Source organism: Duganella sp. Dugasp56 (assembly GCF_047304105.1).
Classification (GTDB): domain Bacteria; phylum Pseudomonadota; class Gammaproteobacteria; order Burkholderiales; family Burkholderiaceae_D; genus Rugamonas; species Rugamonas hordei.
Genome location: NZ_JBGLYQ010000016.1, coordinates 106,115 through 130,274, shown reverse-complemented (window position 1 = coordinate 130,274; position 24,160 = coordinate 106,115). Strand labels below are relative to the sequence as shown.

The 24,160-nt window shown below is 64.6% G+C and carries 24 protein-coding genes; 8 read left to right on the top strand and 16 right to left on the bottom strand.

From position 1 onward, the window contains the following. Positions 1 to 123 precede the first annotated feature (123 nt). On the top strand, positions 124 to 255 hold the full coding sequence (locus ACCD07_RS13535; RefSeq protein ID WP_413447617.1) for a hypothetical protein: 132 nt from the start codon (positions 124 to 126) through the stop codon (positions 253 to 255). Positions 256 to 266: 11 nt separating this feature from the next. On the opposite strand, the gene ACCD07_RS13530 is transcribed toward ACCD07_RS13535, so the two are convergent. The 4 genes from ACCD07_RS13530 to ACCD07_RS13515 form a co-directional block, all read right to left on the bottom strand. After that, positions 267 to 569 (bottom strand): hypothetical protein, encoded by a 303-nt coding sequence (locus tag ACCD07_RS13530; RefSeq protein WP_413447616.1) that lies wholly within the window; start codon positions 567 to 569, stop codon positions 267 to 269. An 80-nt stretch (positions 570 to 649) separates the two neighbouring features. Next, a complete protein-coding gene (locus tag ACCD07_RS13525) occupies positions 650 to 1,750 on the bottom strand; it encodes an ATP-binding protein (protein WP_413447615.1) in 1,101 nt (366 codons plus the stop codon). Positions 1,751 to 1,753: 3 nt separating this feature from the next. Then, positions 1,754 to 2,884 (bottom strand): FIST signal transduction protein, encoded by a 1,131-nt coding sequence (locus tag ACCD07_RS13520; RefSeq protein ID WP_413447614.1) that lies wholly within the window; start codon positions 2,882 to 2,884, stop codon positions 1,754 to 1,756. Between the two features lie 64 nt (positions 2,885 to 2,948). Further along, the gene (locus tag ACCD07_RS13515) at positions 2,949 to 3,365 is read right to left on the bottom strand and encodes a VOC family protein (RefSeq protein WP_353398423.1); all 417 of its coding nucleotides are present in this window, start codon (positions 3,363 to 3,365) and stop codon (positions 2,949 to 2,951) included. A 110-nt stretch (positions 3,366 to 3,475) separates the two neighbouring features. Between ACCD07_RS13515 and hpnD the strand changes: the two genes are divergently transcribed. The 5 genes from hpnD (at position 3,476) to ACCD07_RS13490 (ending at position 7,595) form a co-directional block, all read left to right on the top strand. Continuing rightward, positions 3,476 to 4,309 carry a presqualene diphosphate synthase HpnD gene (gene hpnD / locus ACCD07_RS13510; protein WP_413447613.1) on the top strand — a complete coding sequence of 278 codons (834 nt, stop codon included), beginning with the start codon at positions 3,476 to 3,478 and terminating at the stop codon, positions 4,307 to 4,309. After that, positions 4,302 to 5,711 (top strand): hydroxysqualene dehydroxylase HpnE, encoded by a 1,410-nt coding sequence (gene hpnE, locus ACCD07_RS13505; RefSeq protein WP_413447612.1) that lies wholly within the window; start codon positions 4,302 to 4,304, stop codon positions 5,709 to 5,711. Before hpnD ends, hpnE begins: the two co-directional genes overlap by 8 nt. Positions 5,712 to 5,827: 116 nt before the next feature. Next, a complete protein-coding gene (locus tag ACCD07_RS13500) occupies positions 5,828 to 5,974 on the top strand; it encodes a hypothetical protein (protein WP_353398416.1) in 147 nt (48 codons plus the stop codon). A gap of 4 nt (positions 5,975 to 5,978) precedes the next feature. Next, positions 5,979 to 6,776 (top strand): DUF1700 domain-containing protein, encoded by a 798-nt coding sequence (locus ACCD07_RS13495; protein ID WP_176650602.1) that lies wholly within the window; start codon positions 5,979 to 5,981, stop codon positions 6,774 to 6,776. 12 nt (positions 6,777 to 6,788) lie between these two features. Continuing rightward, the gene (locus tag ACCD07_RS13490) at positions 6,789 to 7,595 is read left to right on the top strand and encodes a head GIN domain-containing protein (protein WP_176650601.1); all 807 of its coding nucleotides are present in this window, start codon (positions 6,789 to 6,791) and stop codon (positions 7,593 to 7,595) included. Between the two features lies 1 nt (position 7,596). Here the strand turns inward: ACCD07_RS13490 and ACCD07_RS13485 are convergent, their stop codons facing one another. Continuing rightward, positions 7,597 to 8,838 carry a TIGR03862 family flavoprotein gene (locus ACCD07_RS13485; RefSeq protein WP_413447611.1) on the bottom strand — a complete coding sequence of 414 codons (1,242 nt, stop codon included), beginning with the start codon at positions 8,836 to 8,838 and terminating at the stop codon, positions 7,597 to 7,599. Positions 8,839 to 8,871: 33 nt separating this feature from the next. Here ACCD07_RS13485 and ACCD07_RS13480 point away from each other — a divergent pair, with 33 nt between their 5' ends. After that, positions 8,872 to 9,117, top strand: coding sequence for a hypothetical protein (locus ACCD07_RS13480; protein ID WP_353398409.1), 246 nt, complete (start codon positions 8,872 to 8,874; stop codon positions 9,115 to 9,117). A gap of 10 nt (positions 9,118 to 9,127) precedes the next feature. Here the strand turns inward: ACCD07_RS13480 and moaD are convergent, their stop codons facing one another. The 8 genes from moaD to kbl form a co-directional block, all read right to left on the bottom strand. Beyond that, positions 9,128 to 9,382 carry a molybdopterin converting factor subunit 1 gene (gene moaD, locus ACCD07_RS13475; protein WP_176650598.1) on the bottom strand — a complete coding sequence of 85 codons (255 nt, stop codon included), beginning with the start codon at positions 9,380 to 9,382 and terminating at the stop codon, positions 9,128 to 9,130. Then, on the bottom strand, positions 9,382 to 10,602 hold the full coding sequence (gene glp, locus ACCD07_RS13470) for a gephyrin-like molybdotransferase Glp (protein ID WP_413447610.1): 1,221 nt from the start codon (positions 10,600 to 10,602) through the stop codon (positions 9,382 to 9,384). Before glp ends, moaD begins: the two co-directional genes overlap by 1 nt. Position 10,603: 1 nt before the next feature. Beyond that, positions 10,604 to 12,082, bottom strand: coding sequence for a threonine synthase (gene thrC, locus ACCD07_RS13465; RefSeq protein WP_413447609.1), 1,479 nt, complete (start codon positions 12,080 to 12,082; stop codon positions 10,604 to 10,606). A gap of 145 nt (positions 12,083 to 12,227) precedes the next feature. Then, complete coding sequence (locus ACCD07_RS13460) at positions 12,228 to 12,752, bottom strand: FxDxF family PEP-CTERM protein (RefSeq protein ID WP_413447623.1); 525 nt, start codon at positions 12,750 to 12,752, stop codon at positions 12,228 to 12,230. Positions 12,753 to 12,803: 51 nt separating this feature from the next. After that, entirely contained in the window at positions 12,804 to 13,349 is a 546-nt protein-coding gene (locus ACCD07_RS13455; protein ID WP_413447608.1) for an FxDxF family PEP-CTERM protein, read from the bottom strand. Positions 13,350 to 13,658: 309 nt separating this feature from the next. After that, positions 13,659 to 15,062 carry an L-serine ammonia-lyase gene (locus ACCD07_RS13450; protein WP_413447607.1) on the bottom strand — a complete coding sequence of 468 codons (1,404 nt, stop codon included), beginning with the start codon at positions 15,060 to 15,062 and terminating at the stop codon, positions 13,659 to 13,661. Between the two features lie 31 nt (positions 15,063 to 15,093). Next, a complete protein-coding gene (locus ACCD07_RS13445) occupies positions 15,094 to 16,062 on the bottom strand; it encodes an NAD-dependent epimerase/dehydratase family protein (RefSeq protein ID WP_176650592.1) in 969 nt (322 codons plus the stop codon). A 26-nt stretch (positions 16,063 to 16,088) separates the two neighbouring features. Then, positions 16,089 to 17,294 (bottom strand): glycine C-acetyltransferase, encoded by a 1,206-nt coding sequence (gene kbl / locus ACCD07_RS13440; protein ID WP_353398393.1) that lies wholly within the window; start codon positions 17,292 to 17,294, stop codon positions 16,089 to 16,091. Positions 17,295 to 17,464: 170 nt separating this feature from the next. On the opposite strand from kbl, the gene ACCD07_RS13435 reads away from it, so the two are divergent. Next, entirely contained in the window at positions 17,465 to 18,040 is a 576-nt protein-coding gene (locus ACCD07_RS13435; RefSeq protein WP_176650590.1) for a helix-turn-helix domain-containing protein, read from the top strand. Positions 18,041 to 18,044: 4 nt separating this feature from the next. On the opposite strand, the gene ACCD07_RS13430 is transcribed toward ACCD07_RS13435, so the two are convergent. The 3 genes from ACCD07_RS13430 to ACCD07_RS13420 all read right to left on the bottom strand — a co-directional run bounded on the left by ACCD07_RS13430 (position 18,045) and on the right by ACCD07_RS13420 (position 24,098). Further along, a complete protein-coding gene (locus ACCD07_RS13430) occupies positions 18,045 to 19,247 on the bottom strand; it encodes an ammonium transporter (protein ID WP_353398390.1) in 1,203 nt (400 codons plus the stop codon). 169 nt (positions 19,248 to 19,416) lie between these two features. Next, positions 19,417 to 21,930 carry a zinc-dependent metalloprotease gene (locus ACCD07_RS13425; protein ID WP_413447606.1) on the bottom strand — a complete coding sequence of 838 codons (2,514 nt, stop codon included), beginning with the start codon at positions 21,928 to 21,930 and terminating at the stop codon, positions 19,417 to 19,419. Further along, positions 21,927 to 24,098, bottom strand: a complete 2,172-nt coding sequence (locus ACCD07_RS13420; RefSeq protein ID WP_413447605.1) for a prolyl oligopeptidase family serine peptidase — start codon at positions 24,096 to 24,098, stop codon at positions 21,927 to 21,929. The genes ACCD07_RS13425 and ACCD07_RS13420 overlap by 4 nt, the downstream gene beginning before the upstream one ends. Positions 24,099 to 24,160: the final 62 nt, after the last annotated feature.

The following is a 24,160-nucleotide window of genomic DNA, read 5'->3' as shown; positions in this document are numbered from 1 at the left end:
TTGCCTCTGCACAATTTTTACTCTTCATGCTACCTTTCAAGAAAACTGAAAGGCAAGATCATGTTAGTGGGAGAGCGGTCGTTGCGGCCGAATGCGGAAATGTCAAAGGTGGTGGAACTGGGTGTGAGTCTGTTGCAGAGCCGGGGGCGCGCGTTTGCGTCCGAGTTCCTGGTGCGCAGGAATATCCCGGTCAACGTTATCGTCCGTGTGCTGTCCGACCCGCCGGGGCGCCGCCGCGCCGGGCCTCGCCGCTAAAATCTTCGCCGCTAAGGCGCCAAAGCCTGCTGCTTCACCGAGTCGCGGATCGCCGCCGCCTCGGTCACCGACATCGCCGTCTGACAGTTGACCCACTCGTTCGAGATCTGCCATTCCTGGTAGTCTCCCATGCTGAGCGCGTGCTGCTTTTGCACGTTCAACTGCTCGCAGCGCGCCGCCACTCGGGCGGCCTCATCCAGATGTTGGGCGTAGTAGGTGGCGGACTTCGACTGCATATTGTTCGCCGCCGGCGCACGGTCGCATCCGCAAAACAGCGGCACGACCAGCAACGCGGCAAAGTTCGACGTTCGCATAAGAAATCGTTCTGATGAAAATGTAACGCATTGTATCGCAGGCGATACCTCAGGTGCGGCGCAATTTGACCCGCAAGGGCTCACTCCGCCGTTGCCTCCCGGTCGGCGGGGTTCACGGGATGGTGTATCGGCAACACCACGCGGAAGGTGGTGCCCTGGCCCGGCGCGCTGTCGACCTCGATGTGTCCGCAATGGGTTTGCACGATGCCGTAAGTCACCGACAGGCCCAGCCCCGTGCCCTTGCCGATCGGCTTGGTGGTAAAGAAGGGATCGAAGATGCGGTCCAGGTGTTCCGGCGCGATGCCGCTGCCGGTGTCGCTGACGGAAAACCAGACATGGTCGCCCTCGGTACCGGTGCGCAGCGTGATCTGCCCGCGCCCCGGCCGGATCGCGTGGGCGGCGTTGACCACCAGGTTCATCACCACCTGGTTGATCTGCGAGGACAGGCATTCGATGTCCGGGATGTCGCCGTACTCTTTGACCACGTCGGCGCTGTACTTGATTTCGTTGGCGACGATGTTCAGGGTCGAGTCCATTCCGTGGTGCAGGTTGAACCATTGCCACTCGCGCTGTGCGTCCGCGTGCGAGAAATCCTTCAAGTCCTGCACGATGCGGCGCACCCGCTCCAGCCCCTCGCGCGATTCGGCCATCAGTTGCGGGATGTCGGTGCGCAAATAGCCGAGGTCTATCGCATCACGCAACTCGCTGATCCGGGACAGCACCTCGGCCGCAGCGATGGCGCCTTCCGCATCCTCATACGCGCGCAGCATCTCGAACAGCTGGCCCACGTAGCTTTGCAGGGTGGCGAAGTTGGAATTGATGTAGCCGATCGGGTTGTTGATCTCGTGCGCCACGCCGGCCGCCAGCTGGCCGATGGACGCCATCTTGTCCGACTGCAGCAGCTGGTTGCGGGTCGCTTCCAGCTTGCTGTTGAGCTCGCGCAGCTCGGTGTTGCTGCTGCTGAGCTGGTCCATCATCCGCTGCTTGTCTTCCAGCTGCTCGGCCAGCTGGCGGTTGCGCTTGCCCAATTCCTGCGACATGAGTTCCAGCGAATTCTCGATCAGCAGCCTGTCGTTCTCGAAACCCGCGTAGGCATCGTCGACCGCCTTGCTCAGGCCCTCGAGGTCGACCTGGCCGTCGCGGCAAAACTTCTTCAGCTGGCGCGCCAGCAGCGGATGCATGCCTCAATCCTCGCTGAAGGTGGTGACGGTCATGGTCTGGTTGTGCAGCTCGCAGCGGGTCAGCGCGCTGTGCGGCGCGATCTCGCCGTAGGAATAAAAGCCGGCCAGCGTGGCCTGCGGCCCCAGCACGTCGGCCACGCCCTCGGTCTCCTCCTCGATGCGCTGCTGCAGCACCAGCTTGCGGCCGATGCAGCTGATCAGGATCGCCAGCTCGGGCGCGCGGCCGTCCAGCTGGGACAGCGTGTCGTCGGCCGCGGCGATGGCGCCGTCGACCAGGCGGTTGAAATTGGCCTTCATCAGCTGCGCGTGCGAACCGACCGGCATGTCGCCGGCGAAGGTCATGCTTTGCTGCGCCTCGTCGACGCCAAGGATGGTACGCACCACGTAGGTGTCGGTGCCGGGCAGGTGCAGCGCCAGCGGGAACAGCAGCGCCGACGAAGGCAGGCCGTCGGCCTGCTTGCCGAGGTAGGTCTTGTACAGGCTCAGCGCCGACTCGCCGTCAAGTTCGTACAGCACGTTGCCGTCGGCGCGCGTGATGCGGCGTTCCGGCCCGAAGGCATCCCAGCCGCCCAGCGAGCCGTAGCCGACATGCAAGGCCTCGCTGTAAAAACCGATGGCGGCGATGGTGTGGCCGGCGGCGGCCGCATCGGCCAGCACCACGGTCTCGCCGAAATCGGCGCCGTCCCCGGCCAATCCTCCCGTCACGTTGACGCCGGACGGCAGCGAGGCGCGCAAGCCCTGCACCAGTTCGCTACCGTTGACGCCCAGGCCGTCCGACAGCACCAGCACATGGCGCAGGTGTTCGCCCAGCAGCTGGCGCGACAGCGACTCGCCGGCCTGGCGGCTGTCCGCCGCCAGTTCCAGCCGCACCGCCACCATGGCCACCCGGGTCGCGGAGAAGCTAACGGCGGTCAGCACGATGCTGCCGTCCAGCACTTCGGTACCGCAAATCTCGCCGGCCGTGCTGCAGCCGGCGATCACCGCGTCGGGACAGGCCGCGCGCAAGACGGGAAACAGTTCCCCGGACTGCAGCAGCGCCCGGGCACCGAACACCAGCAGCAGATCGGCTCCGGCGGGTAGTGCGAAATCGGATACCTGCGCCACCGTCATGGCCTTGAATTGCTCGATACGCATAGCCTTCTCCTGCCGGGAATCATCAACCGATTGTATTGAAGTCGGCAGTGGGTGTCGCGAAATATCAGGCTGCGTTGCCCGCGGGCGGGCCTTTCAGCTCGACCACGTTGTTTTCCGGGTCGCTAATGTAGATCGACGGCCCCTCGCCCTCCGCGCCGTAGCGCGATTCGACCTTGCCGGCCTGCACGCCGTGCGCGCTCAGATGGGCGCGGATCGCGTCGGCGTCGAACGGCTCCACGCGCAGGCAGAAATGGTCCATATTGCGGCCCTCGGCGCCCGGCGCCGCGCCGCCCATCCTGCCCAGCTTGCCGTCCACCGGCACCAGGTCGATCAGCGAACTGCCCGCCCTCACCTGGATCAGGCCGATTTCCTCCTGCCGCTTCTCGACCGGACAGCCCAGCACCTCGCAGTAAAAATGCAGCATGCGCTGCAGATCGCTCACTCGCAAAACGATATGGTCGATCTCCCGGATATGGATCATGTTGAACGCCCCTCCCGGCAAATAAGAAATTGAGACTCTACCGCATCGCCCCCATCCGTGCACTGAACACTATAGAATAGCGGCTTCGAGTAACCCTTGCTTTTTTATCCATGTCTCCCGACGACTACTGCCAGCAAAAGACCGCCCAAAGCGGCTCCAGTTTCTACTACAGCTTCCTGTTCCTGCCGCCGGAACGTCGCCGCGCCATCACCGCCCTGTACGCATTTTGCCGCGAAGTGGACGACACCGTCGATGAATGCACCGACGAATCGGTGGCCCGCATCAAGCTGGCCTGGTGGCGCAAGGAAATCGCCAACATGTACGAGGGCAAGCAAACCCATCCCGTCACGCAGGCGCTGCAACCGCACCTGAGCGTCTACAAGCTGGAACAGCAGCATCTGCAAGCCATCATCGACGGCATGGAGATGGACCTGAACCAGACCCGCTACCTGGACTACCCGGCGTTGACCACGTATTGCTGGCACGTGGCCAGCGTGGTCGGCATCCTGTCGGCCAGCATCTTCGGCGCGACCCGGCCGGAGACACTGCAATACGCCGAAAAGCTGGGCCACGCCTTCCAGCTGACCAACATCATCCGCGACGTCGGCGAAGATGCGCGCAAGGGCCGCATCTACCTGCCGATCAACGAGCTGCAGGAGTTCAACGTGACCGCCGCCGACCTGCTCAACGCGCGCCACACGGACAACTTCGAAAAGCTGATGGCCTTCCAGGTCGCCCGCGCCCAGAAGGCCTACGACGAAGCGTTCGCGCTGCTGCCGAAGGAAGACCGCCGCGCCCAGCGTCCCGGCCTGATGATGGCCGCCATCTACCGCACGCTGCTGACCGAAGTGGAAGCCGACGGCTACCACGTGCTCAAGCAGCGCATCTCGCTCACGCCCATCCGCAAGCTCTGGCTGGCGTGGAAGACCTACATCCGTGGCTAACGACGGCGTGGACAAGCGCGGCGACGCCAGGACCGAGCCGGGCCTGACGTCGCGCTCGGTCGCGGTGGTCGGCGGCGGCTGGGCCGGCTGCGCCGCCGCCGTCGAGCTGGCGCGCGCCGGCTACAAGGTCACGCTGTTTGAAGCGGCGCGCACCCTCGGCGGCCGCGCCCGCCGCGTCGACACCGACCGCGCCCATCTCGACAACGGCCAGCACATCCTGCTGGGCGCCTACAGCGAAACGCTGCGGCTGATGAAGCTGACCGGCGTCGACCGCGACCAGACCCTGCTGTCGCTGCCGCTGCAGATGCGCTACCCGCCCGGCAGCGGCGGCATGGATTTCGTCGCCCCGCGCCTGCCGGCGCCGCTGCACCTGGCGCTGGCGCTGCTGCGCGCCAAGGGCTTGCGGCGGGACGACAAGCTGAGCCTGGCGCGCTTCTCGACCACCGCGCGCTGGATGGGCTGGCGCCTGCACACCGATTGCAGCGTCAGCGAGCTGCTGCAACGCTTCGACCAGACGCCGCGCCTGATCCAGCTGATGTGGCGCCCGCTGTGCCTGGCCGCGCTGAACACGCCGCCGGAACGCGCCTCGGCGCAGATCTTCCTCAACGTGCTGCGCGACAGCCTGGGCGCCAGACGCAGCGCCTCGGACATGCTGCTGCCGCGCGCCGACCTGTCCGCGTTGCTGCCGGAAGCGGCCGGCGCCTTTGTCGAGGCGCATGGCGGCTCGGTGCGCGGCGGCGCCAAGGTGCAGGCGATACGCCCGATCGAAAACCGCCTGTGGCAGCTGGAAGTGAGCGGCGCTGCGGTCGGCGGGCAATGGAGCACCTATTTCAGCGGCGTGGTGCTGGCCACCGGCGCCAGCCAGGCCGCCACGCTGCTGCACGACATGCCCGGCGCCGACACCAGCGCGCTGTGCCGGCAGCTGACCGCGTTCGAGCCGGAAGCCATCACCACCTGCTACCTGCAATACGACCGCGCCACCCGGCTGGGCCTGCCCTTCTACGCGCTGCTGGACGATCCGCACAATTACCAGTGGGGCCAGTTCGTGTTCGACCGCGGCCAGCTGGACGAGGCCCAGGCCGGCCTGCTGGCGGTGGTCGTCAGCGCCTCCGGCGAGGCGGCCGGCCAGAGCCAGGATTTGCTGGCCGAGGCGGTCGCGGTGCAGCTGGCGGCCGTGTTCCAGCGGCCGGAGCTGGGCCGGCCCGAGTGGTTCAAGGTCATCACCGAGAAGCGCGCCACCTACGCCTGCACGCCGGGACTGGTTCGCCCGGGCAACGCCAGCGGCCTGGCGGGGCTGGCCATCGCCGGCGACTACACGGCCGGCGACTACCCGGCCACGCTGGAATCGGCGGTGCGCAGCGGCGTCGCCGCCGCCGGCGTGCTCGGGAGGACTACCATCTAGTCCCCCGTTTTTGTCGCCTGATCCGCTATTTATGCAGCCTGTCACAAGTCGGTGGCATCTGGACGAGCGTCTGCGTACAGTAGCACCATCGACAAAAGCAATATATTGGAATCAACATGAACCTCGCTCTCAGCCTTAAAACCCTCGCCCTGGTCGCCTTTGTGGTGGCCAGCACGGTCGCCATCGTCAAGACGACGCCGGTGGCCGACAGCGCGATGGCCATGGCGCACACTGTGGCAACCGTAGAAACATTAGGCATTTGATATCATGAACAAGCAGCAATACCTCGACGCGCTCAAGCAGGCCATGCAGGGACTGCCGCCGGAAACGGTGGCCAAGACCCTGGCCTACTACGAGCAGCGCTTCATCGACGGCCTGGTGGCCGGCCGCAGCGAGGAAGAAGTCTACAAGGAGCTCGACGAGCCGCGCAAGATCGCCATGACGCTGCGCGCCAACGCTCACCTGTCCGCCTTCGAGCAAAAAAAGACCCCGGTCAACGCCGCCCGCGTGGTGGTGTCCTTCATCGGCCTGGCCATCTTCAACCTGTTCATGGTAATCCCGGCGATGGTGTACGGCTGCCTGCTGGCGGCGGTGTACGCCTCGGCCTTCGCGTTCTACATCGGCGGCGTGGCGCTGGTCGCCAGCGGCCTGTCCGGCCAGAACGAGCTGGCGCTGGAAGGCCCACTGCGCCACGTGATCGAATTCACCAACTCGCGCTTCGACACCCAGGAAGAGGAACAGGCGGCCGAAGGCTGGCGGCTGGCGATCAACAGCATGGGCTTCCAGGTCAGCAAGGACCCGGTCAGCCCGGAAGCGGCCGCCGAGGACGACGGCCTGAGCCGCAGCGGACGTCTGCTGAACCGCGCCGAGGCGGTGGCCGGCGGCGATCTGCACATCACCACGGATTTTGACAACGGCGCCCGCACCAGCCAGTCGCTGATCGGCTTCGGCATGATCCTGGGCGGCATAGGCTTGTGCCTGGTCAGCATCGTGCTGACCCGCTACACGATGATAGGCATCAAACGCTACGTGGCGATGAATGTATCGCTGCTGCGCGGCCGTTAAGGAGGTTTGAACATGCGCGCTTTACTGAAAATCGGAACCAGCCTGCTGGTGCTGTCGTTTGTGCTGATCGGCGTGTCCTACAGCATGCTGAAAGCCTACGGCAGCACCAGCCCCACCAGTTCGGCCGGCCGAGCGCTGGGCGGCGAGACGCGCAAGGTCGACGCCATGGCCACCGCCATCGAGTTGAGCGGACCGATCGACCTGACGCTGACCCAGGGTCCGGTGGCGTCGCTGAAGGTGCGCGGCGAGCAGCGCTCGCTGGCCAATATCGAGACCATCCAGGATGGCCGCGACCTGCACATCGGCACCAAGGGCATGCTGCTCAACCCGCGCCATCCGCTGCAGGTGGAGCTGGTGCTGCCGCAGCTGGAGGAGCTGGTGGTGCGCAGCAGCGGCGACACCAAAGTCAGCGGCTTCAACGGCGACAAGCTGGACCTGCAGCTGCACGGTTCGGGCAATCTGAATTTCAACGGCCGTTACCGCGAGCTGAGCGCCGGCACCCATGGCAGCGGACACCTGACCCTGAACTCCGGCAGCAGCGAGAACGTCGAGCTGGAAATGGTGGGTTCGGGGCAGATCACCTCGTCGGGCAGCTGCAAGACGCTGAACGCGGAGTTGACCGGCTCCGGCGACCTCGATGCGCGCCACCTGGCATCCGAAAAGGTGACCGTGAACCTGAAGGGCTCGGGCACCAGCCAGGTGTTCGCCAAGCAGTCGGCCGACCTGACCCTGCGCGGCAGCGGCGACATCCGCGTGTCCGGCAATCCGGACAACCGCAACGTCAGCCGCACCGGTTCGGGCGACGTGACCTGGGAATAATTCAGCCAGCCGCCAGCCAGGCCAGGGCATCGCGTCCCGCCGCCTGGCCGCCGGCCAGGCAGGCTGTCAGCAGATAGCCGCCGGTCGGCGCTTCCCAGTCGACCATCTCGCCAGCGACGAACACGCCCGGCGCAGCCTTCAGCATCGTTCCCTGCAGCGCCTCCCAACGCACTCCGCCCGCGCTGCTGATCGCTTCATCGATGGGCCGGGGACGCAGCAGGCGCACCGGCAGCATCTTGATGGCGCGCGCCAGCTCCTCTTCGTCGCCGTACTGTTCCTTGCTCAAACACTCGCGCAGCAGCCCCGCTTTCACGCCCTTGATGCCAAGACGGCTTTGCAGATGGCTCGCCATTGAGCGCGCGCCGCGCGGCCGCGCCACCTCGTCCGCCACGCGCTGCGCCGGCAGGTCCGGCAGCAGGTCAAGGTGGATGATGGTGCTGCCGTCGGCGGCGATCTGGTTGCGTAAGGCGGCCGACAGGGCGTAGATCAAGCTGCCCTCGACGCCGCCCTGCGTGACGACAAACTGGCCCTGCTTGCGGAACGGCTTGCCGTCCGCGCCGGTGGAGATGATGGCGACCGTGGTCAGCGGCTCGCCCGCATGGCGGCTGCTGAAATGCTCGCTCCACGCCACGTCGAAGCCGCAATTGGCCGGCACCAGCGGCGCCACGCCGACGCCGCGCGCCACCAGCAAAGGCAGCCACGCGCCGTCCGAGCCCAGCCGCGCCCAGCTGCCGCCGCCCAGTGCCAGCACCGCCGCGTCGGCGCGCTCCAGCAGCTCGCCGTCCGGCGTTTGCAGCAGCAGCGCGTCGTCGCGCCAGCCCAGCCAGCGGTGGCGCATGTGGAATTGCACGCCGCTTTCACGCAGGCGGTGCAGCCACGCGCGCAGCAGCGGCGCGGCCTTCATATCGGTCGGGAACACGCGGCCCGAGGTGCCGACAAAGGTGTCCACGCCCAGCCCGTGCACCCAGTCGCGCACATCCTGCGGGCCGAACGCGTCGAGCATGCCGCGCAACGCCGGCACTCCTCCTTCCGCCACGTAGCGGGTGACGAAATCGGCATACGGCTCGGCGTGCGTGATGTTCATGCCGCCGCGACCGGCCAGCAGGAACTTGCGGCCGACCGAAGGCATCGCGTCATACAGGTCCACCTGCGCCCCGCCCTGCGCCAGCGTTTGGGCGGCCATCAGGCCGGCGGGACCGCCGCCGATGACGGCGACGCGAAAAGGTGTCAAACTAGACTGCATGGACTCGATCCGATACTCATTACAGGAGACAAAATGGGCGCGCTATTCTGGATTAAACGCTATCTGCTGGCGGCGGTGCCGTTGTTTGCGATACTGGCGGCCGTGGAGTGGTTCAAGGGCTCGACCTCGCGCGACGACTACCTGAGCGCCGCCGTCTGGGCGCTGGTTGCCGCCGCCATCTTCACCTACGCCGCCTGGCGCCGCTACCGCAGCAACCAGGCCTGCGCCGTGTGCGACAGCTTCGACGCCGGCGCCAAGCCGAAAAAACCGGGCGCCTGACCGGAGGCGGTCAGCCGCCGGTGACCGGCGGAAAGAACGCCACTTCGGCGCCGTCGGCCACGGCGGCATCGGCGCCGCACATGACCTGGTTGCAGGCCATGCGCAGGGCCGGACTGCCCAGCGCCTTGTTCCATGCCTCGCCACGCGCAGCCAAGTGCGCACGCAGTTCGCCGACGGTGGCAACGCCAGCCGGCAGTTCCAGCGTCTCGGACGACGCACCCAGCGCCTCGCGCACGCTGGCGAAAAATTTTACGGTAACGGCCATCAGTGCATTAACTCGCTAAACGGTATAAATCGAACCGTGTCGCCGGCCGCGATGGTCTGGCCGGGCGGATTGTCGATCACGCCATCGCCCCACACGGTCGACGTCAACACGCCGGAGCTCTGGTTGCTGAACAGTTCGAGGCCGCCGGCGGCGTTGATCCGCACGCGCAGGAACTCGTTGCGCTTGTCCGCCTTCGGCCAGTTGAAGTCGGCCCGCATCGCAAACGCGCGCGGCGCCAGCGCGCCCTCCACGCCCTGCAGCCGCAGCACGAACGGGCGCACGAACATCAGGAAGGTGATGAAGCTCGATACCGGATTGCCGGGCAGTCCGACAAAGAACGCCTGCCCCACTTCGCCGAACGCCAGTGGTTTGCCCGGCTTGACGGCGATCTGCCACATATTCAGCTTGCCTTCCGCCTCCACCGCCGGCTTGATGTGATCCTCCTCGCCGACCGAGACGCCGCCGGAAGTGATGATCAGGTCATTCTTCCGCGCGCATTCGCGCAGCACCGAGCGGGTCGCTTCCAGCGAGTCCGGCACGATGCCGAAATCGCTGATTTCGCAGCCCAGGTTTTCCAGCAGCGCGCGCAGCGTGAAGCGGTTGGAGTTGTAGATGGCGCCGGGCGCCAGCGGCTCACCCGGCATCGTCAGTTCGTCGCCGGTGAAGAACACGGCCACGCGCAGCTTGCGCTTGACCGGCAACTCCGCCAGCCCAACCGAAGCCGCCAAACCCAGTTCCTGGCTGCGCAGGCGCGTGCCGGCCGGCAGGATCACGCTGCCGTTGGTGATGTCCTCGCCGGCGCGGCGTATCCACTCGCCGGATTTCGGCGCATGCTTGATGGTGACGATATTGCCGACCAACTCGCACTGCTCCTGCATGACGACGGCGTCCGCGCCCTCCGGTATCAGCGCGCCGGTGAAGATGCGCGCCGCGGTCCCCGGCAGCAAAGGCTGGCCGACATGGCCGGCCGGGATACGCTGCGATACCGTCAGCGCCGCGTTGCCGCCGGCGCAGTCGGCCGCGCGCACCGCGTAGCCATCCATCTGGGTGTTGTCCATGCCCGGCACGTTCATGCCCGACACCTGCGCCTTGGCCAGCACGCGGCCGTTGGCCGACAACGTCGGCACGACTTCGGTCTCGGCCAATGGACGCGCGGCGGCGTCCATCAGGGCCAGCGCTTCGCTGACCGCCAGCATCGGCTTGGGCTTGTATTCAGTCATTTCAGAGACCAGTGTTCGCCGCGATGTAGGCCTTCATCTTCTCCACGTCCGGCGGCATGACGACGAACTTCTGCGGCAGGTCCTCGATGTTCTCGAAGCCTTCCGGACGTTCGGCGTCCTCGCCCAGCGCATCGAGGATGGTCTCGTTGAACTTGGCCGCCAGCGCGGTCTCCAGCACGATCATCGTCACGCCGGGTTCCAGGTTCTCGCGCGCGACCTTGATGCCGTCGGCGGTGTGGGTGTCGATGACGATGCCATAGTCGTCGGCCACGTCGCGGATCGTGTTCAGGCGGTCCTCGTGCGTCGACTTGCCGGACTTGAAGCCGTACTTGGCCACCAGCTTGAATTCGTCGCCGTCGCTGCCAGGCTTGCCGGACAGGTCGAAACCGCCGTGGCTCTCGACTTTCTGGAACAGGGCGCGGGTGCGGTCGCCGTCGCGGCCCACCAGGTCGTAGATGAAGCGCTCGAAGTTGGATGCCTTGGAGATGTCCATCGACGGGCTGCTGGTGTGATAGGTCTCGGCCGACTTGCGCACGCGGTACACGCCGGTGCGGAAGAATTCGTCGAGCACGTCGTTTTCGTTGGTGGCGGCGACCAGCTTGTCGATCGGCAGGCCCATCATGCGGGCGATGTGGCCGGCGCAGATATTGCCGAAGTTCCCCGAAGGGACCGTGAACGACACCTTCTGGTCGTTTGACGTGGTGGCCGACAGGTAGCCGCGGAAGTAGTACACCACCTGCGCCACGACGCGCGCCCAGTTGATCGAGTTGACGGTGCCGATCTTCTGTTTGGCCTTGAACGGCAGGTCGTTGGACACCGCCTTGACCATGTCCTGGGCGTCGTCGAACACGCCTTCGATGGCGATGTTGAAGATGTTCGGATCCTGCAGCGAGAACATCTGCGCTGTCTGGAAGGCGCTCATCTTCTTGTGCGGCGACAGCATGAACACGCGGATGCCCTTCTTGCCGCGCATCGCGTATTCGGCGGCGCTGCCGGTATCGCCGGAGGTGGCGCCGAAGATGTTCAGCTGCGCGTCCTGCTTGGCCAGCGTGTATTCGAACAGATTGCCCAGCAATTGCATCGCCATGTCCTTGAAGGCCAAGGTCGGGCCGTTGGACAGCGCCTGCAGCACCAGCTTGGTGCCGTTGTCGCCCTCTTCCAGCACGCGCAGCGGTGTGATCTGGCTGGCCTTCTCGCCTTTGCGGGCGTTTTTGTAGACTTCCTTGGTGTAGGTCTTGGCGGTCAGCGCGCGCAGGTCGGCTTCCGGAATGTCGGTCGCGAACTTCCTCAGGATCTCGAACGCCAGGTCGGCGTAGGACAGCTGGCGCCAGGCATCGAGCTCGGCGCCGGTCACCTGCGGGTAGGCCGACGGCAGGAACAAGCCGCCATCGACGGCCAGGCCACCCAGGAGGATGTCGGAGAATTGTTGGGAAGACGAGGAAGCGGCCGATGCGGCGGCGCGGGTAGACACGTATTGCATAGATTAGAAAAGTCCGGTTGGGCTGACGGCTAAAGGGCAGAACGGTGCAAAGGAGCGGTTATTATAGTGCGAGCAAGCCGATGGCACAAAAAAAAGCCCCGGAACCGGTCCGGGGCGTTGCGCGGCCTTGGCGGCCTAGACACTTTTATGCGCTCTTGCGGCGGCGTATCCAGCCCATCACCCCCAGGCCGGCCAGCAGCAAGGCATAAGTTTCAGGTTCCGGCACCGGCGTCAGATTGACCGTAAAGCCATAGGTGGTATCGCCGGCGGCTTTGGCGCCCGCCACTTCCAGGTAGTATGCGGTATTGGCCGTCACCGCGACATTGGAGAAATACCAGTAGCCGGAGCCAGCCTGCGCCACGGAGGAGTCGCTGGCAGACACCTCGTAACCGGCCGGGCCGATCAGCGCATTGCTGGCGGCGTCATGGATCGAGAACGACGTGATGGAGATGCCCAGCTGCTGCAGCAGCGAGTCGGTCAGGTAGCCGGAACCATCCGTGGTGAAGGTGTAGTGGTCGACGAACGTACCTGCCGCACCGGTAAATGCCTTGTCGACACCGGCGGTCCAGTCCACAACCAGTGAATTCAGGTCGTAGTCAGTCGCCTGGGCCGACGAGGTAAACATACCCGCTGCGAGCGCTACGGCAGCCAGTGCCGCTTTCGTGGTCATATTCATGTTTGTGCCTTTAGGTTGGATGGGAGGAGGCTGAAAATTCTCGCGTCAGGTTTTTTTGCCGGCATTGCGCTTGCGGCGGGCCACCAGGCCCAGTACGCCCAAACCGCCCAGCAACATACCGTAGGTTTCCGGTTCAGGGACCGCAGTGACGATCTTGCCATCCAGCGTCAGCGAACTGCGGCTGTGGAATTTGCCGGTCACGGTAATCGTGTAGTTACCATTGCCCAAGTTCAAAGTTGGCAGCGTCCAGAGCTCGGTGACGCCGGTCTGCACCTGGTTGCCGGAACTGCCAGTCGGACCACTCAACGTAAAGGAGTACAGGTCGAGGCCGCCGGTGGCGCTGGTCGACGACACCTTGAAATCGCTGAAGGTAGACCAAGTGGTCGGGCTGGCCAGCGTAAAGGTAAAGGTATCGGTGAACAGGGTTTCCGCAGGACTGGTGCGACCATAAGTGACGCTGTTGTGCGCTACGGTGCCGGTCAGGACCAGCGGCGCACTCACATCCAAGGCGGTAGCTTGCGCGCCCGACCATCCCACCACACCCGCAAGCAATACGCCTGCAACACTGACTTTTTTCAGCGACATCTTCATAAAGACACCTTTTAAGTAGTAGTGGGGCCGGTACCGCAGCCAATATTAAAGCCTGAAAATTTCTGGATTAGGATTAATGTATCACTGCGGACAGATTTTTTGTTATCAATTTTAAATTTTAAATTTCCCCAGGGATAACTTTTCTCAAATGCATGAGTTTCTGATTCTGCTCAGAAATTTTTGCCAAAAATTCGGCCTGAAAATTTTTTTGGGGAAAGTTTACGATGCATATGTACAACAAACCTTTTCCATAAAACAACTATGAAAAAAAGGCCTGTTGTATTTTGGTAGCGGCGCAGCACGCCCGAATTAGCAAGCCGCGTGATTGACAGTGATGACGTGGATGGCGAGGCCGCCCAGCGAGGTCTCCTTGTATTTGGCCTGCATGTCGGCGCCGGTCTGGCGCATGGTTTCGATCACTTCGTCGAGGCTGACGAAGTGGGTGCCATCGCCCTTCAAGGCAAGCGAGGCGGCCGTGATGGCCTTGACCGCGCCCATGCCGTTGCGCTCGATGCAGGGAATCTGCACCAGGCCGCCGATCGGGTCGCAAGTCATGCCCAGGTGGTGCTCGATGCCGATTTCGGCCGCGTTTTCGATCTGGTTGTTGCTGCCGCCCAGCGCCGCCACCAGGCCGGCCGCCGCCATCGCGCAGGCCACGCCGACTTCGCCCTGGCAGCCGATTTCGGCGCCGGAGATCGACGCGTTACGCTTACACAGCATGCCGATGGCGGCCGCCGTCAGCATGAAATTGCGCACGCCGGTGACCGGGTCGCTGGGCTTGCAGTCTTCCGCGTAGTAGCGCAGCACGGCCGGTATGATGCCCGCCGCACCGTTGGTCGGCGCCGTGACGACGCGGCCACCGGCGGCGTTTTCCTCGTTGACGGCCATCGCGTACAGGCTGACCTGGTGCAGCGCGTCGTGCGGCAAGTCGTTGGCGCGGTTGTCGGACGCCTTGGCTTCGCTGGCCTGCTTCCACAAGTTGGCGGCGCGGCGCTTGACGTTCAGGCCGCCCGGCAGCTGGCCCGGCGTTTCCAGGCCGTGGGCGATGCAGTCGCGCATGACCTGCCAGATCTTGTCGATACCGGCGTTCAGTTCCGCGTCAATGCGCTTGACGTTCTCGTTCGTGCGCAGCATTTGCGGGATGGTCAAGCCGCTGCGCTCGCCGTGGGCCAGCAGCTGGTCCATGGTGTCGAACGGATAGGGAATGGCGGACGCGGGCGCACTGCCGGACACCGGGGCGGCCTCGTGTGCCTCGCCCTCCTCCTTGATGAAACCGCCGCCAACCGAGTAATACACCTTGCGGAAGGTGCTGCCGTCGGCGCGCGTAACGGTGAAACGCATGCCGTTCGGATGCTCGGCCAGCGATTCGGCCATATGGAACACCAGGTTGACGCCGCGCTTGAACGGCACCGCGTGCTTGCCCAGCAGCTTCAGCTCGCCGGCGGCTTCGGCTGCCGCCAGTTGCGCATCGACGCTGGTCGGCACCACGTCCTGCGGAGTTTCGCCCATCAGGCCGAGAATGACGGCCTTGTCGGTCGCGTGGCCGATGCCGGTCAGCGCCAGCGAGCCATACAGCTCGGCGGTCACGCCGGTGACGTCGTCCAGCGGAGCGCTATCGAGCAGAAACCGGCGGGCCGCCACCATCGGTCCCACCGTGTGGGAACTCGACGGCCCGATGCCGATTTTAAACAGGTCGAATACGCTCATGTCCATCAGTTGTCTCGCTTTTTTATAGTGTGTTGAATTACGCCGCTTTGCCCAGATGGACATCGACGTTGGCCAGCATGTCGGCCACCATCTCCTCGACGCCGATGCGGGCTTTCCAGCCCCAGTCGGCGGTCGCGGTGGCGTCGTCCAGGCTTTGCGGCCAGGTGTCGGCGATGGCCTGGCGGCTGTCTGGCTTGTAACCGATCTTGAAGTCCGGCAGCGCGCGGGTGATCGCGGCGGCCAGCTGCTCCGGATTGAACGAGACGCCGGCCACATTGTAGGCCGAGCGCACCTTGACCTGTTCGGCCGGCGCGTCCATCAGTTCGATGGTGGCGCGGATGGCATCGGGCATGTAGATCATTGGCAGCGTGGTCTGCGGGCCGAGGAAGCATTCATAGCGCTCGCCGCGCAGCGCCGAGTGGAAGATGGCGATGGCGTAGTCGGTGGTGCCGCCGCCCGGCGGCGACTTGAAGCTGATGATGCCCGGGTAGCGGATCGAGCGCACGTCGACGCCATACTTGATGAAGTAGTACTCGCACAGGCGCTCGCCGGCCAGCTTGCTGATGCCGTAGATGGTGGTCGGATCCATCACCGTGGTTTGCGGCGTATTGACGGCCGGCGTGTTCGGGCCGAAGGCGGCGATCGACGAAGGCCAGAAGATGCGCAGCGGCTTGCCGATGGCGCCGCGCTCGCGCGCCACTTCCAGGATGTTGAGCAGGCCGTCCATGTTCAGCGTCCAGGCTTTCAGCGGCGCCGCTTCGCCGGTGGCCGACAGCATGGCAGCCAATTGGTAGACCTGGGTGATGCCCTCTTGCGTGACCAGCGCCGACAGCGCTTCCTTGTCCAGCACGTTCAGCGGCGTGTAGCGCGCCGCGTTGTACAGGTTGGTCGGGCTGATGTCGCTGGCGATGACGTTTTGCGCGCCGTGCTGGGCGGCCAGGGCCTCCACCAGTTCACTGCCGATCTGGCCGTTGGCGCCGATAACGAGGATGCGTTGTTGTTCCATTTTTATGTTCCTGACGATTTTCATGTTTAGTTTTTCAGCAGGCCCAGTTCTTGGCCCGCCTGTTCGAATGCTTTGAGCACGGTATCCAGCTGTTCGCGGGTGTGAGCCGCCGACAGTTGGACACGGACGCGCGCCTGGCCCATCGGGACCACCGGGTAGAAGAAGCCGCTGAGCAGAACGCCCAGCTCATACATTCGTGCCGCGAATTTCTGCGCGACGGGCGCATCGAACAACATGACAGGAACTACAGGGTGCGTACCGGGCTTGATGGTGAAGCCGATACGCTCGATCTCCTTGCGGAAGTAAGCGGTGTTTTCATGCAGGCGGTCGCGCAGCTCGGTCGATTGCGACAGCTGCTGCAGCACCGCCAGCGAAGCGCCGGCGATCGACGGCGCCAGCGTGTTGGAGAACAGGTAGGGACGCGATTTCTGGCGCAGCATGTCGATCACTTCCTTGCGCGCCGAGGTGAAGCCGCCCATCGCGCCGCCCAGCGCCTTGCCCAGCGTGCCGGTGATGATGTCGATGCGGCCCATGACGTTGTGGTGCTCGTGCGTGCCGCGGCCGGTCGCGCCCATGAAGCCGGAGGCGTGGCATTCGTCGATCATCACCAGCGCGCCGTACTTGTCGGCCAGGTCACAGATCTTGTCCAGCTGGGCGATGGTGCCGTCCATCGAGAACACGCCGTCGGTGACGATGACCTTGTGGCGCTTGTCGGACGCCGCCTGCAGCTGCACTTCCAGGTCGGCCATGTCGTTGTGGGCGTAGCGGAAGCGCGCGGCCTTGCACAGGCGGATGCCGTCGATGATCGAGGCGTGGTTCAGCGCGTCGGAGATGATGGCGTCGTTTTCATCGAACAGCGGTTCGAACACGCCGCCGTTGGCGTCGAAGGCCGCCGCGTACAGGATGGTGTCCTCGGTGCCGAGGAACTTCGAGATCGCCTGCTCCAGCTGCTTGTGCACGGTCTGCGTGCCGCAGATGAAACGTACCGACGACAGGCCGTAGCCGTATTTCTCGGTCGCGTCGATCGCGGCCTGGGCCACCCACTCCTGGCCGGACAGTCCGAGGTAGTTGTTGGCGCACATATTAATCAAGGTGCGGCCATCCTCGCCCACCACTTCCGAGCCCTGGCGCGACGCCAGCACACGCTCGGGCTTGTACAGGCCCTGCTCGCGCAGCTGGTCGAGGTTTTGCTGCAGGCCGCTGAAGAAGGAGGTTTTGGCTTGGATGGTCATGATAGTCCTTGTGTGTGGTACGATTTCACCGCGTTTACACTGCCTTATGCGAAATCCGTTATTTCGAACTCAAATTCAATATATCGAATATTACAGAGAACCAGTGAACTCTGCAAGCCGCGCACCAGCGGCGATTCAATTGAAATTTAGTCCATCTGCCGAATAAAACAATGAAAACACCTGTTTCGACAAACGCCCCACCGGAAGTCGGCGCCGCCCTGCAGCGGCTGCGCCTGGCGCGCGGCCTGACCCTGGAAGACCTGTCCCGGATCGCGGGGGTCTCCAAGTCGATGCTGTCGCAGATCGAGCGCGAGAAGGCCAACCCGACCATCGCCATCACCTGGCGGCTGGCCAATGCGCTAGGGGTGCAGATCGGGGAACTGCTGGCAACGGCCGAGCGGGAGACGGAGACCGTCCGCGTGATCGAGGCGCACGAAATTCCTACCCTGCCCGGCCATCACGCCGGCTACGTGCTGCGCATCCTGGGCCCGCTGGAACTGGCGAGCAAATATGAGTGGTATGAACTGACGCTGGTGCCGGGCGGCGAACTGGCCTCGCAGGGACATGATCCTGGCGCGCAGGAACACCTGACGCTGCTGCACGGTTCGGTGGAAGTGGAAGTGGGGCCCGACAAGAAGAAGGTCAAGCTGGGCAGCACGGCGCGCTACCCGGGTGACCAGCAGCACATCATCCGCAACGTCGGCAAGACCGAGGCGAAGGCGCTGCTGGTGGTGATACACCGTTAATTGGTTACCAATTCGACTCCCGCTCCGGAGTCGATGTGATGCGGTGGATCGACAGGTCGGCGCCCTGGAACTCCTCCTCCGGATCGAGACGCAGGCCGAGCGTGGCTTTCAGCAGGCCGTAGATGGCGAAGCCGCCGATCAGGGCGATCGCCACGCCGAGCAAGGTGCCGCCCAGCTGCGCCGCCAGCGACACGCCGCCGATGCCGCCCAGGGCTTTCTGGCCGAAGATGCCCGCCGCGATACCGCCCCAGGCGCCGCACAGGCCGTGCAGCGGCCACACGCCCAGCACGTCGTCAATCTTCCATTTGTTCTGCGCCAGCGTGAACATCCAGACGAACACGCCGCCGGCGATGGCGCCGGTGGCCAGCGCGCCCAGCGGGTGCATCAGGTCCGAGCCGGCGCACACCGCCACCAGGCCGGCCAGCGGCCCGTTGTAGGCGAAGCCGGGATCGTTCTTGCCCATCAACAGCGCGACCAGCGTGCCGCCGACCATCGCCATCAGCGAATTGACGGCCACCAGGCCGTTCATCTTGTCCAGCGCCTGCGCGCTCATGACGTTGAAGCCGAACCAGCCCACCGTCAGAATCCACGCGCCCAGCGCCAGGAACGGAATCGACGACGGCGGATGGGCGGCGATGGCGCCGTTTTTCATATAGCGTCCACGGCGGGCGCCCAGCAGCAGCACGGCCGGCAGCGCGACCCAGCCGCCGACGGCGTGCACCACCACCGAACCGGCGAAATCATGGAACTCGGCGCCGAAGGCCGAGGCCAGCCATTGCTGCACGCCGAAGCGGTGGTTCCAGACGACGCCTTCAAAGAATGGGTAGACAAAGCCGACCAGCAGCGCGGTGGCGATCAGCTGCGGATGGAAGCGCGCCCGCTCGGCGATGCCGCCCGAGATAATCGCAGGAATCGCCGCCGCAAAGGTCAGCAGGAAGAAGAACTTGACCAGCTCATAGCCGTTTTTGGCAGCCAGCACGTCGGCCGAGGAGAAGAAATTGACGCCATAGGCGATGCTGTAGCCGACAAAAAAGTACGCAATCGTCGACACCGCAAAATCCACCAGGATCTTGACCAGCGCGTTGACCTGGTTTTTCTTGCGCACCGTGCCCAGCTCCAGAAACGCGAAGCCGGCGTGCATGGCCAAAATCATGATGGCGCCGAGCAAAATGAACAATGCGTCGGCGCCGTCTTTGTATCCACCCATCAAGATTACTCCCCAAAATAATGCAAAAGTTAAAAACGAATATGAGTAAAAGCAATATTCGTTCCACTTTGGTGCACATTTTAAGTGACTGATTTCGCTGGGTTTTATTTTGGTGAATACTTCGCACCATCGTCGTGCGCACCGAAAGATGGCATCATTTTGGTGCAGATCAGATCGGAGCTCCCGGAGGCACAGCAGGCAAGGCCCGCAGTTTGACGCTGCGCGGATCGGCCAGATAGCCGGCGATCAGCTCGGCCGCCTGCTTGCGGCTGTCGGCCGTGACACCTTTGCCGGGATTCTTTTGCAGCCACTGCGCCAGCTCGCGCACCGATTGCCGCACCTCCGCCGCCACCTGCGGATGCAGTTTGCCGCCGTCCAGCAGGTTCAGCATGGCGTCGGCCAGCACCCAGTCGGCCGCCAACTGCACCGCTTCGCCGCCGACGACCGAGGCGGGAACCGGCTCGCGCTTCCAGGTTTTTTGCAGCAACAGCGACAGCACTTCCTGCACGCCGGGTTGCTGGGCGTCGCGCGCATGCTGCCAGGCGACGCGGTTGATGCGGCTGGCGTCCAGCAGGAAGCCGGCCGTTTGCGCGGCGCCCGCCTCGGCGATCGAGAAGGCGTCGAACACCGAACCCATATTGGTGGCGAAGTATTCGCGGCTGCGTTCATGGCCCATCGCCGGCGGCGTCAGGACATCCAGCACGCCGGCCGGCAGCGCCAGGTATTCGGCGCGCAGGCTGTCGGCCAGGCGGTTCAAAGCCTGGCGCTGAATCGCCGCGGGCGTGGCCTTGATGCCGGCCTTGGCCAGGCCGGCCTTGACGTCGCCCGCGCTGGTGTAATCGAAATCTCCGCCGCCGATCAGGCGCGCCACCGCTTCGCCCTGGTAGCGCTGCAGCAGGTAGACCGGGACCAGCCGCGCTTCCAGCTCGCCGATCTGGCGGGCGTCCGGCAGCACATCCACCGAGAAGGTTTGCAGCGCGCGCTGGCGTACGGCGCCCAGCTGGTCCCAGGTCTTGATCGAGTCCGGGCCGAAGTCCCACAACAGGCCGTCGGGATGGCTGGAGCCAGGCGAGCGGTCGTCCTGGTCGCTGGAATACAACATGCCGGCGCCGCGCGCATCGGCGCGCAACTTGGCCAGCGCCGACTGCTCCTGAGTGCCTCCACCAAAGTCGCCGTAGATGTATTTGACGATGTAGTCGTCCCACGGTCCGACGCCGACGCCATAGGCATCGGCCAGATCGACATTGCCCCTGGCGTCAAGCTTCAGTATCGGATGGGGGTAATCCATCACCGAGCCGTTGCCGTTGCCCATGCGGCTGGCCGCGAAATTATGGGCGAAGCCCAGCGTGTGTCCCACTTCATGCGCGGCCAGCTGGCGCAGGCGGGCCAGCGCCATTTCCTCGGCCAGCTTCTGCTTGTCGGCCGGAGCGTTCTTGCCGTACGGGGCAAGCAGGCTTTCGGCGATCAGGATGTCCTGGCGCACGCGCTGCGAACCCAGCGTGACGGCGCCGCGGATAATCTGTCCGGTACGCGGATCGGCCAGCGCGTTCCCGTAGGACCAGCCGCGCGTGGCGCGGTGCACCCAGTGGATGACGTTGTAGCGGATGTCCATAGCGTCGACGCCCTCGGGCAACAGCTCGACGCGGTAGGCGTCCTTGAAGCCGGCCTTCTCGAAGGCGCTGGCCCACCACGAGGCGCCGGCGATCAATGCCGAGCGCACGGGCTCCGGCGCGCCGCGGTCGACGTAGTAGACGATGGGCTTCTTGACGGTGCTCACCGCCGACGACGGATCGGTCTTTTCAAGGCGGTGCCGTACTTGCCAGTGAACGTCGATGCTGCTGGCGAGCGGCGTGGCGAAGTCGTAGTAGCTGGTGTCGAAGCCACCGGAATATGGATGGTAGGCGCGTGGCTGCCAGCCGCCGGCTTTTTCACCCACCTCGGGCAGGCGCACCATGCTGATGCGCTGGCGCAGCGACAGGCTGGCGGGATCGGCGCCAACCTGGCGCACATACTCGGCCTGTCCGGGACCGGCAAAGGTCAGCAGCGACTCCAGTTCGACGTTGTCCGGGAAGGCCTTGGCCTCTTCCGCCAGCACAGCGCTACGCGTGGCATCTACCTGGTAGGCGCCCTGCTTGGCGGCCGTCAGGCGCGCGGCGACGCCGTGGCGGTCGGCCAGCAGGAAGCTGGAGAAGTCGACCAGATGATGTTCACTGTCGGCGGCGAGTATGTCGCCGGACCACAGAACAGCGCTGGCAAAGGATTCCTGCACAGCGGCGCGTTCGTCCTTATCCGGCGAAGCGGCGATGAAGTTGGTGTTTTCCTGGACCAGGAACAGCCTGGCGCCACGTTTTTCAAAGTGCGCCATGCGCATCTCGCCCGGCTGGCCGCGATCGAGGCCGACGTCGTTCGAGCCCAGTGCGTAAGGCAAGGAACTCAGTAGCAGGAAGGGCTGGTTCAACGCGGCCACCGACAGCAGCACCCTGCCCTTGTCGGTATCGCGCCAGACGTCGATGAAGCCCGGCTGCGATTGCATGCCGCGCGTGACATCGGCGATCTGCCTGGCAGCCGACGCCGGCGCCGTGGACGAAACGGCCGAAGGCGAAGCGGCGGCGCCAACCACCGGCGCCGCGCCCGACATCAGAATGGCGAGCAGCAGCGGCCCGGCGGCTGGCGCGGCCCTCACTGCTGGCCCGCCGCTTTGGAGCCTTCCGCGGCGCCGTCCATCTTCAGCGCGCGGCTCAGGAAGCCCCAGCGGTCCGCCACTTCCTCGATCTGCTTGGTGGTCGGCTTGCCGGCGCCGTGGCCGGCCTTGCTGTCGATACGGATCAGGATGGGCGCGCCGCCCGGCGCCTGATCGGCCTGCGCGGTCGCGGCGAACTTGAAGCTGTGGGCCGGTACCACGCGGTCGTCATGATCGGCGGTGGTGATCATGGTCGCCGGATAGCAGGTGCCCTTCTTCAGGTTGTGCAGCGGCGAGTACTTGACCAGCGCCTTGAATTCGTCGGCGTTGTCGGACGAGCCGTAGTCCGAAGTCCAGGCCCAGCCGATGGTGAACTTGTGGAAGCGCAGCATGTCCATCACGCCGACCTGCGGGATCGCCGCCGCGAACAATTCGGGCCGCTGCGTCATCGCCGCACCGACCAGCAGGCCGCCGTTGCTGCCGCCGCCGATGGACAGCTTGGCCGGCGACGTGACCTTGTGCTCGATCAGCCATTCGGCCGCGCCGATGAAATCGTCGAACACATTCTGCTTCTGCAGCTTGGTGCCGGCCGCATGCCACGATTCGCCGTACTCGCCGCCGCCGCGCAGGTTGGCCATCACGTAGACGCCGCCCATTTCCAGCCACGCCAGGTTGGCGACCGAGAACGACGGCGTCAGCGAGATATTGAAACCGCCGTAGCCGTACAAGTAAGTAGGATTGCTGCCGTCCAGCTTCAGACCCTTCTTCGACACGATGAACATCGGCACCTTGGTGCCATCGCGGCTGGTGAAGAATTCCTGGCGTGTCTCAAACAAAGCCGGGTCGAAGTCCACCTTCGGCTGGCGGTACACGCTGCTCTTATTGGCCTTGAGGTCGTAGCGGTAGATGGTCGACGGCGTGGTGAAGCTGGTGTACGAGTAGAAGGTTTCGGTATCGGCGCGCTTGCCGTTGAAGCCTCCGGCCGAGCCGAGGCCCGGCAGTTCGATATCGTGCAGCGGCTTGCCTTTGAGGTCGAACACCTTGACCAGGCTGTGCGCATCGCTCAGGTAATCAACCAGCAGCTGGTTGTTGACGATGGATGCGGACACCATCGTGTTACCGCTCTCGGGCACGATCTGCTTCCAGTTCAACACGCCCGGCTTGCGGGTGTCGATGCTGACGATGCGGCCGCGCGGCGCGTTGCGCTCGGTGCGGAACCAGAACACGGAACCGTCGTTGCCGATGAAGTTATAGGCCGCGTCGAAGTCCTCCAGCAGCGGCACCACCTTGGCGTCCTTGCGCGACAGCTCCTTGTAGTAGACGCGGTTCTTGTTCTCCGTGCCCTGCGACGCGGTGATCACCAGGTATTTGCCATCCTCGCTCACTTCGGCGCCGAAGCCCCAGTCCTTGTGGTCCGGCCGGTCGTAGACCAGCGTATCCGCGCTTTGCGGCGTGCCGACCTTGTGGAAGTACAGCTTCTGGAAGTAGTTGACGTCGGCCAGCTTGGTCGCTTCCTTCGGCTCGTCGTAGCGGCTGTAGAAGAAGCCGGAACCGTCGTGTAGCCATGCGGTGCTGGAGAACTTGACCCACTTGATGATGTCGTCGGTGTCCTTGCCGCTGTCGATGTCGCGCACCCTGATCTCGTTCCAGTCGGAGCCGGATGCCGCGGTGCTGTAGGCCAGGTAACGCCCGTTCGGGCTGACGGCCAGGCCGGCCAGCGCCACGGTGCCGTCGGCGGCCAGCGTGTTCGGATCGAGCAGCATGCGCGGCACGTCGGCCAGCGTCTTCATCGTGTACAGCACCGACTGATTCTGCAGCCCGTCGTTACGGCTGTAGAAATAGCGGCCGCCTTCCTTGAACGGCACGCTGAAGCGCTCGAAGTTCCACAGCTTGGTCAGGCGCGACTTGATCGCGTCGCGGCCCGGGATCTGCGACAGGTAGCCCTGCGTCAGCTTGTTCTGCGCCTCGACCCAGGCGTGGGTCTCGTCGCTGTTGGCGTCTTCCAGCCAGCGGTAGGGATCGGCGATGGTGGTGCCGTGGTAGTTGTCCTGCTGGTCCACGGTGCGGGTGATCGGGTAGTTCAGCGTTGCGCCGGGGGCCGGGCAGGTTTGCGCCAGGGCGGAGGCTTGCGACAATATCAGGGAGGCCAATAGCGATAAACGTCGTTGCATGTGTGATCCGTATCAAAGTAAGGTTCAGGAACACAGATCATAACGTGAAGTTTAGCAAATTT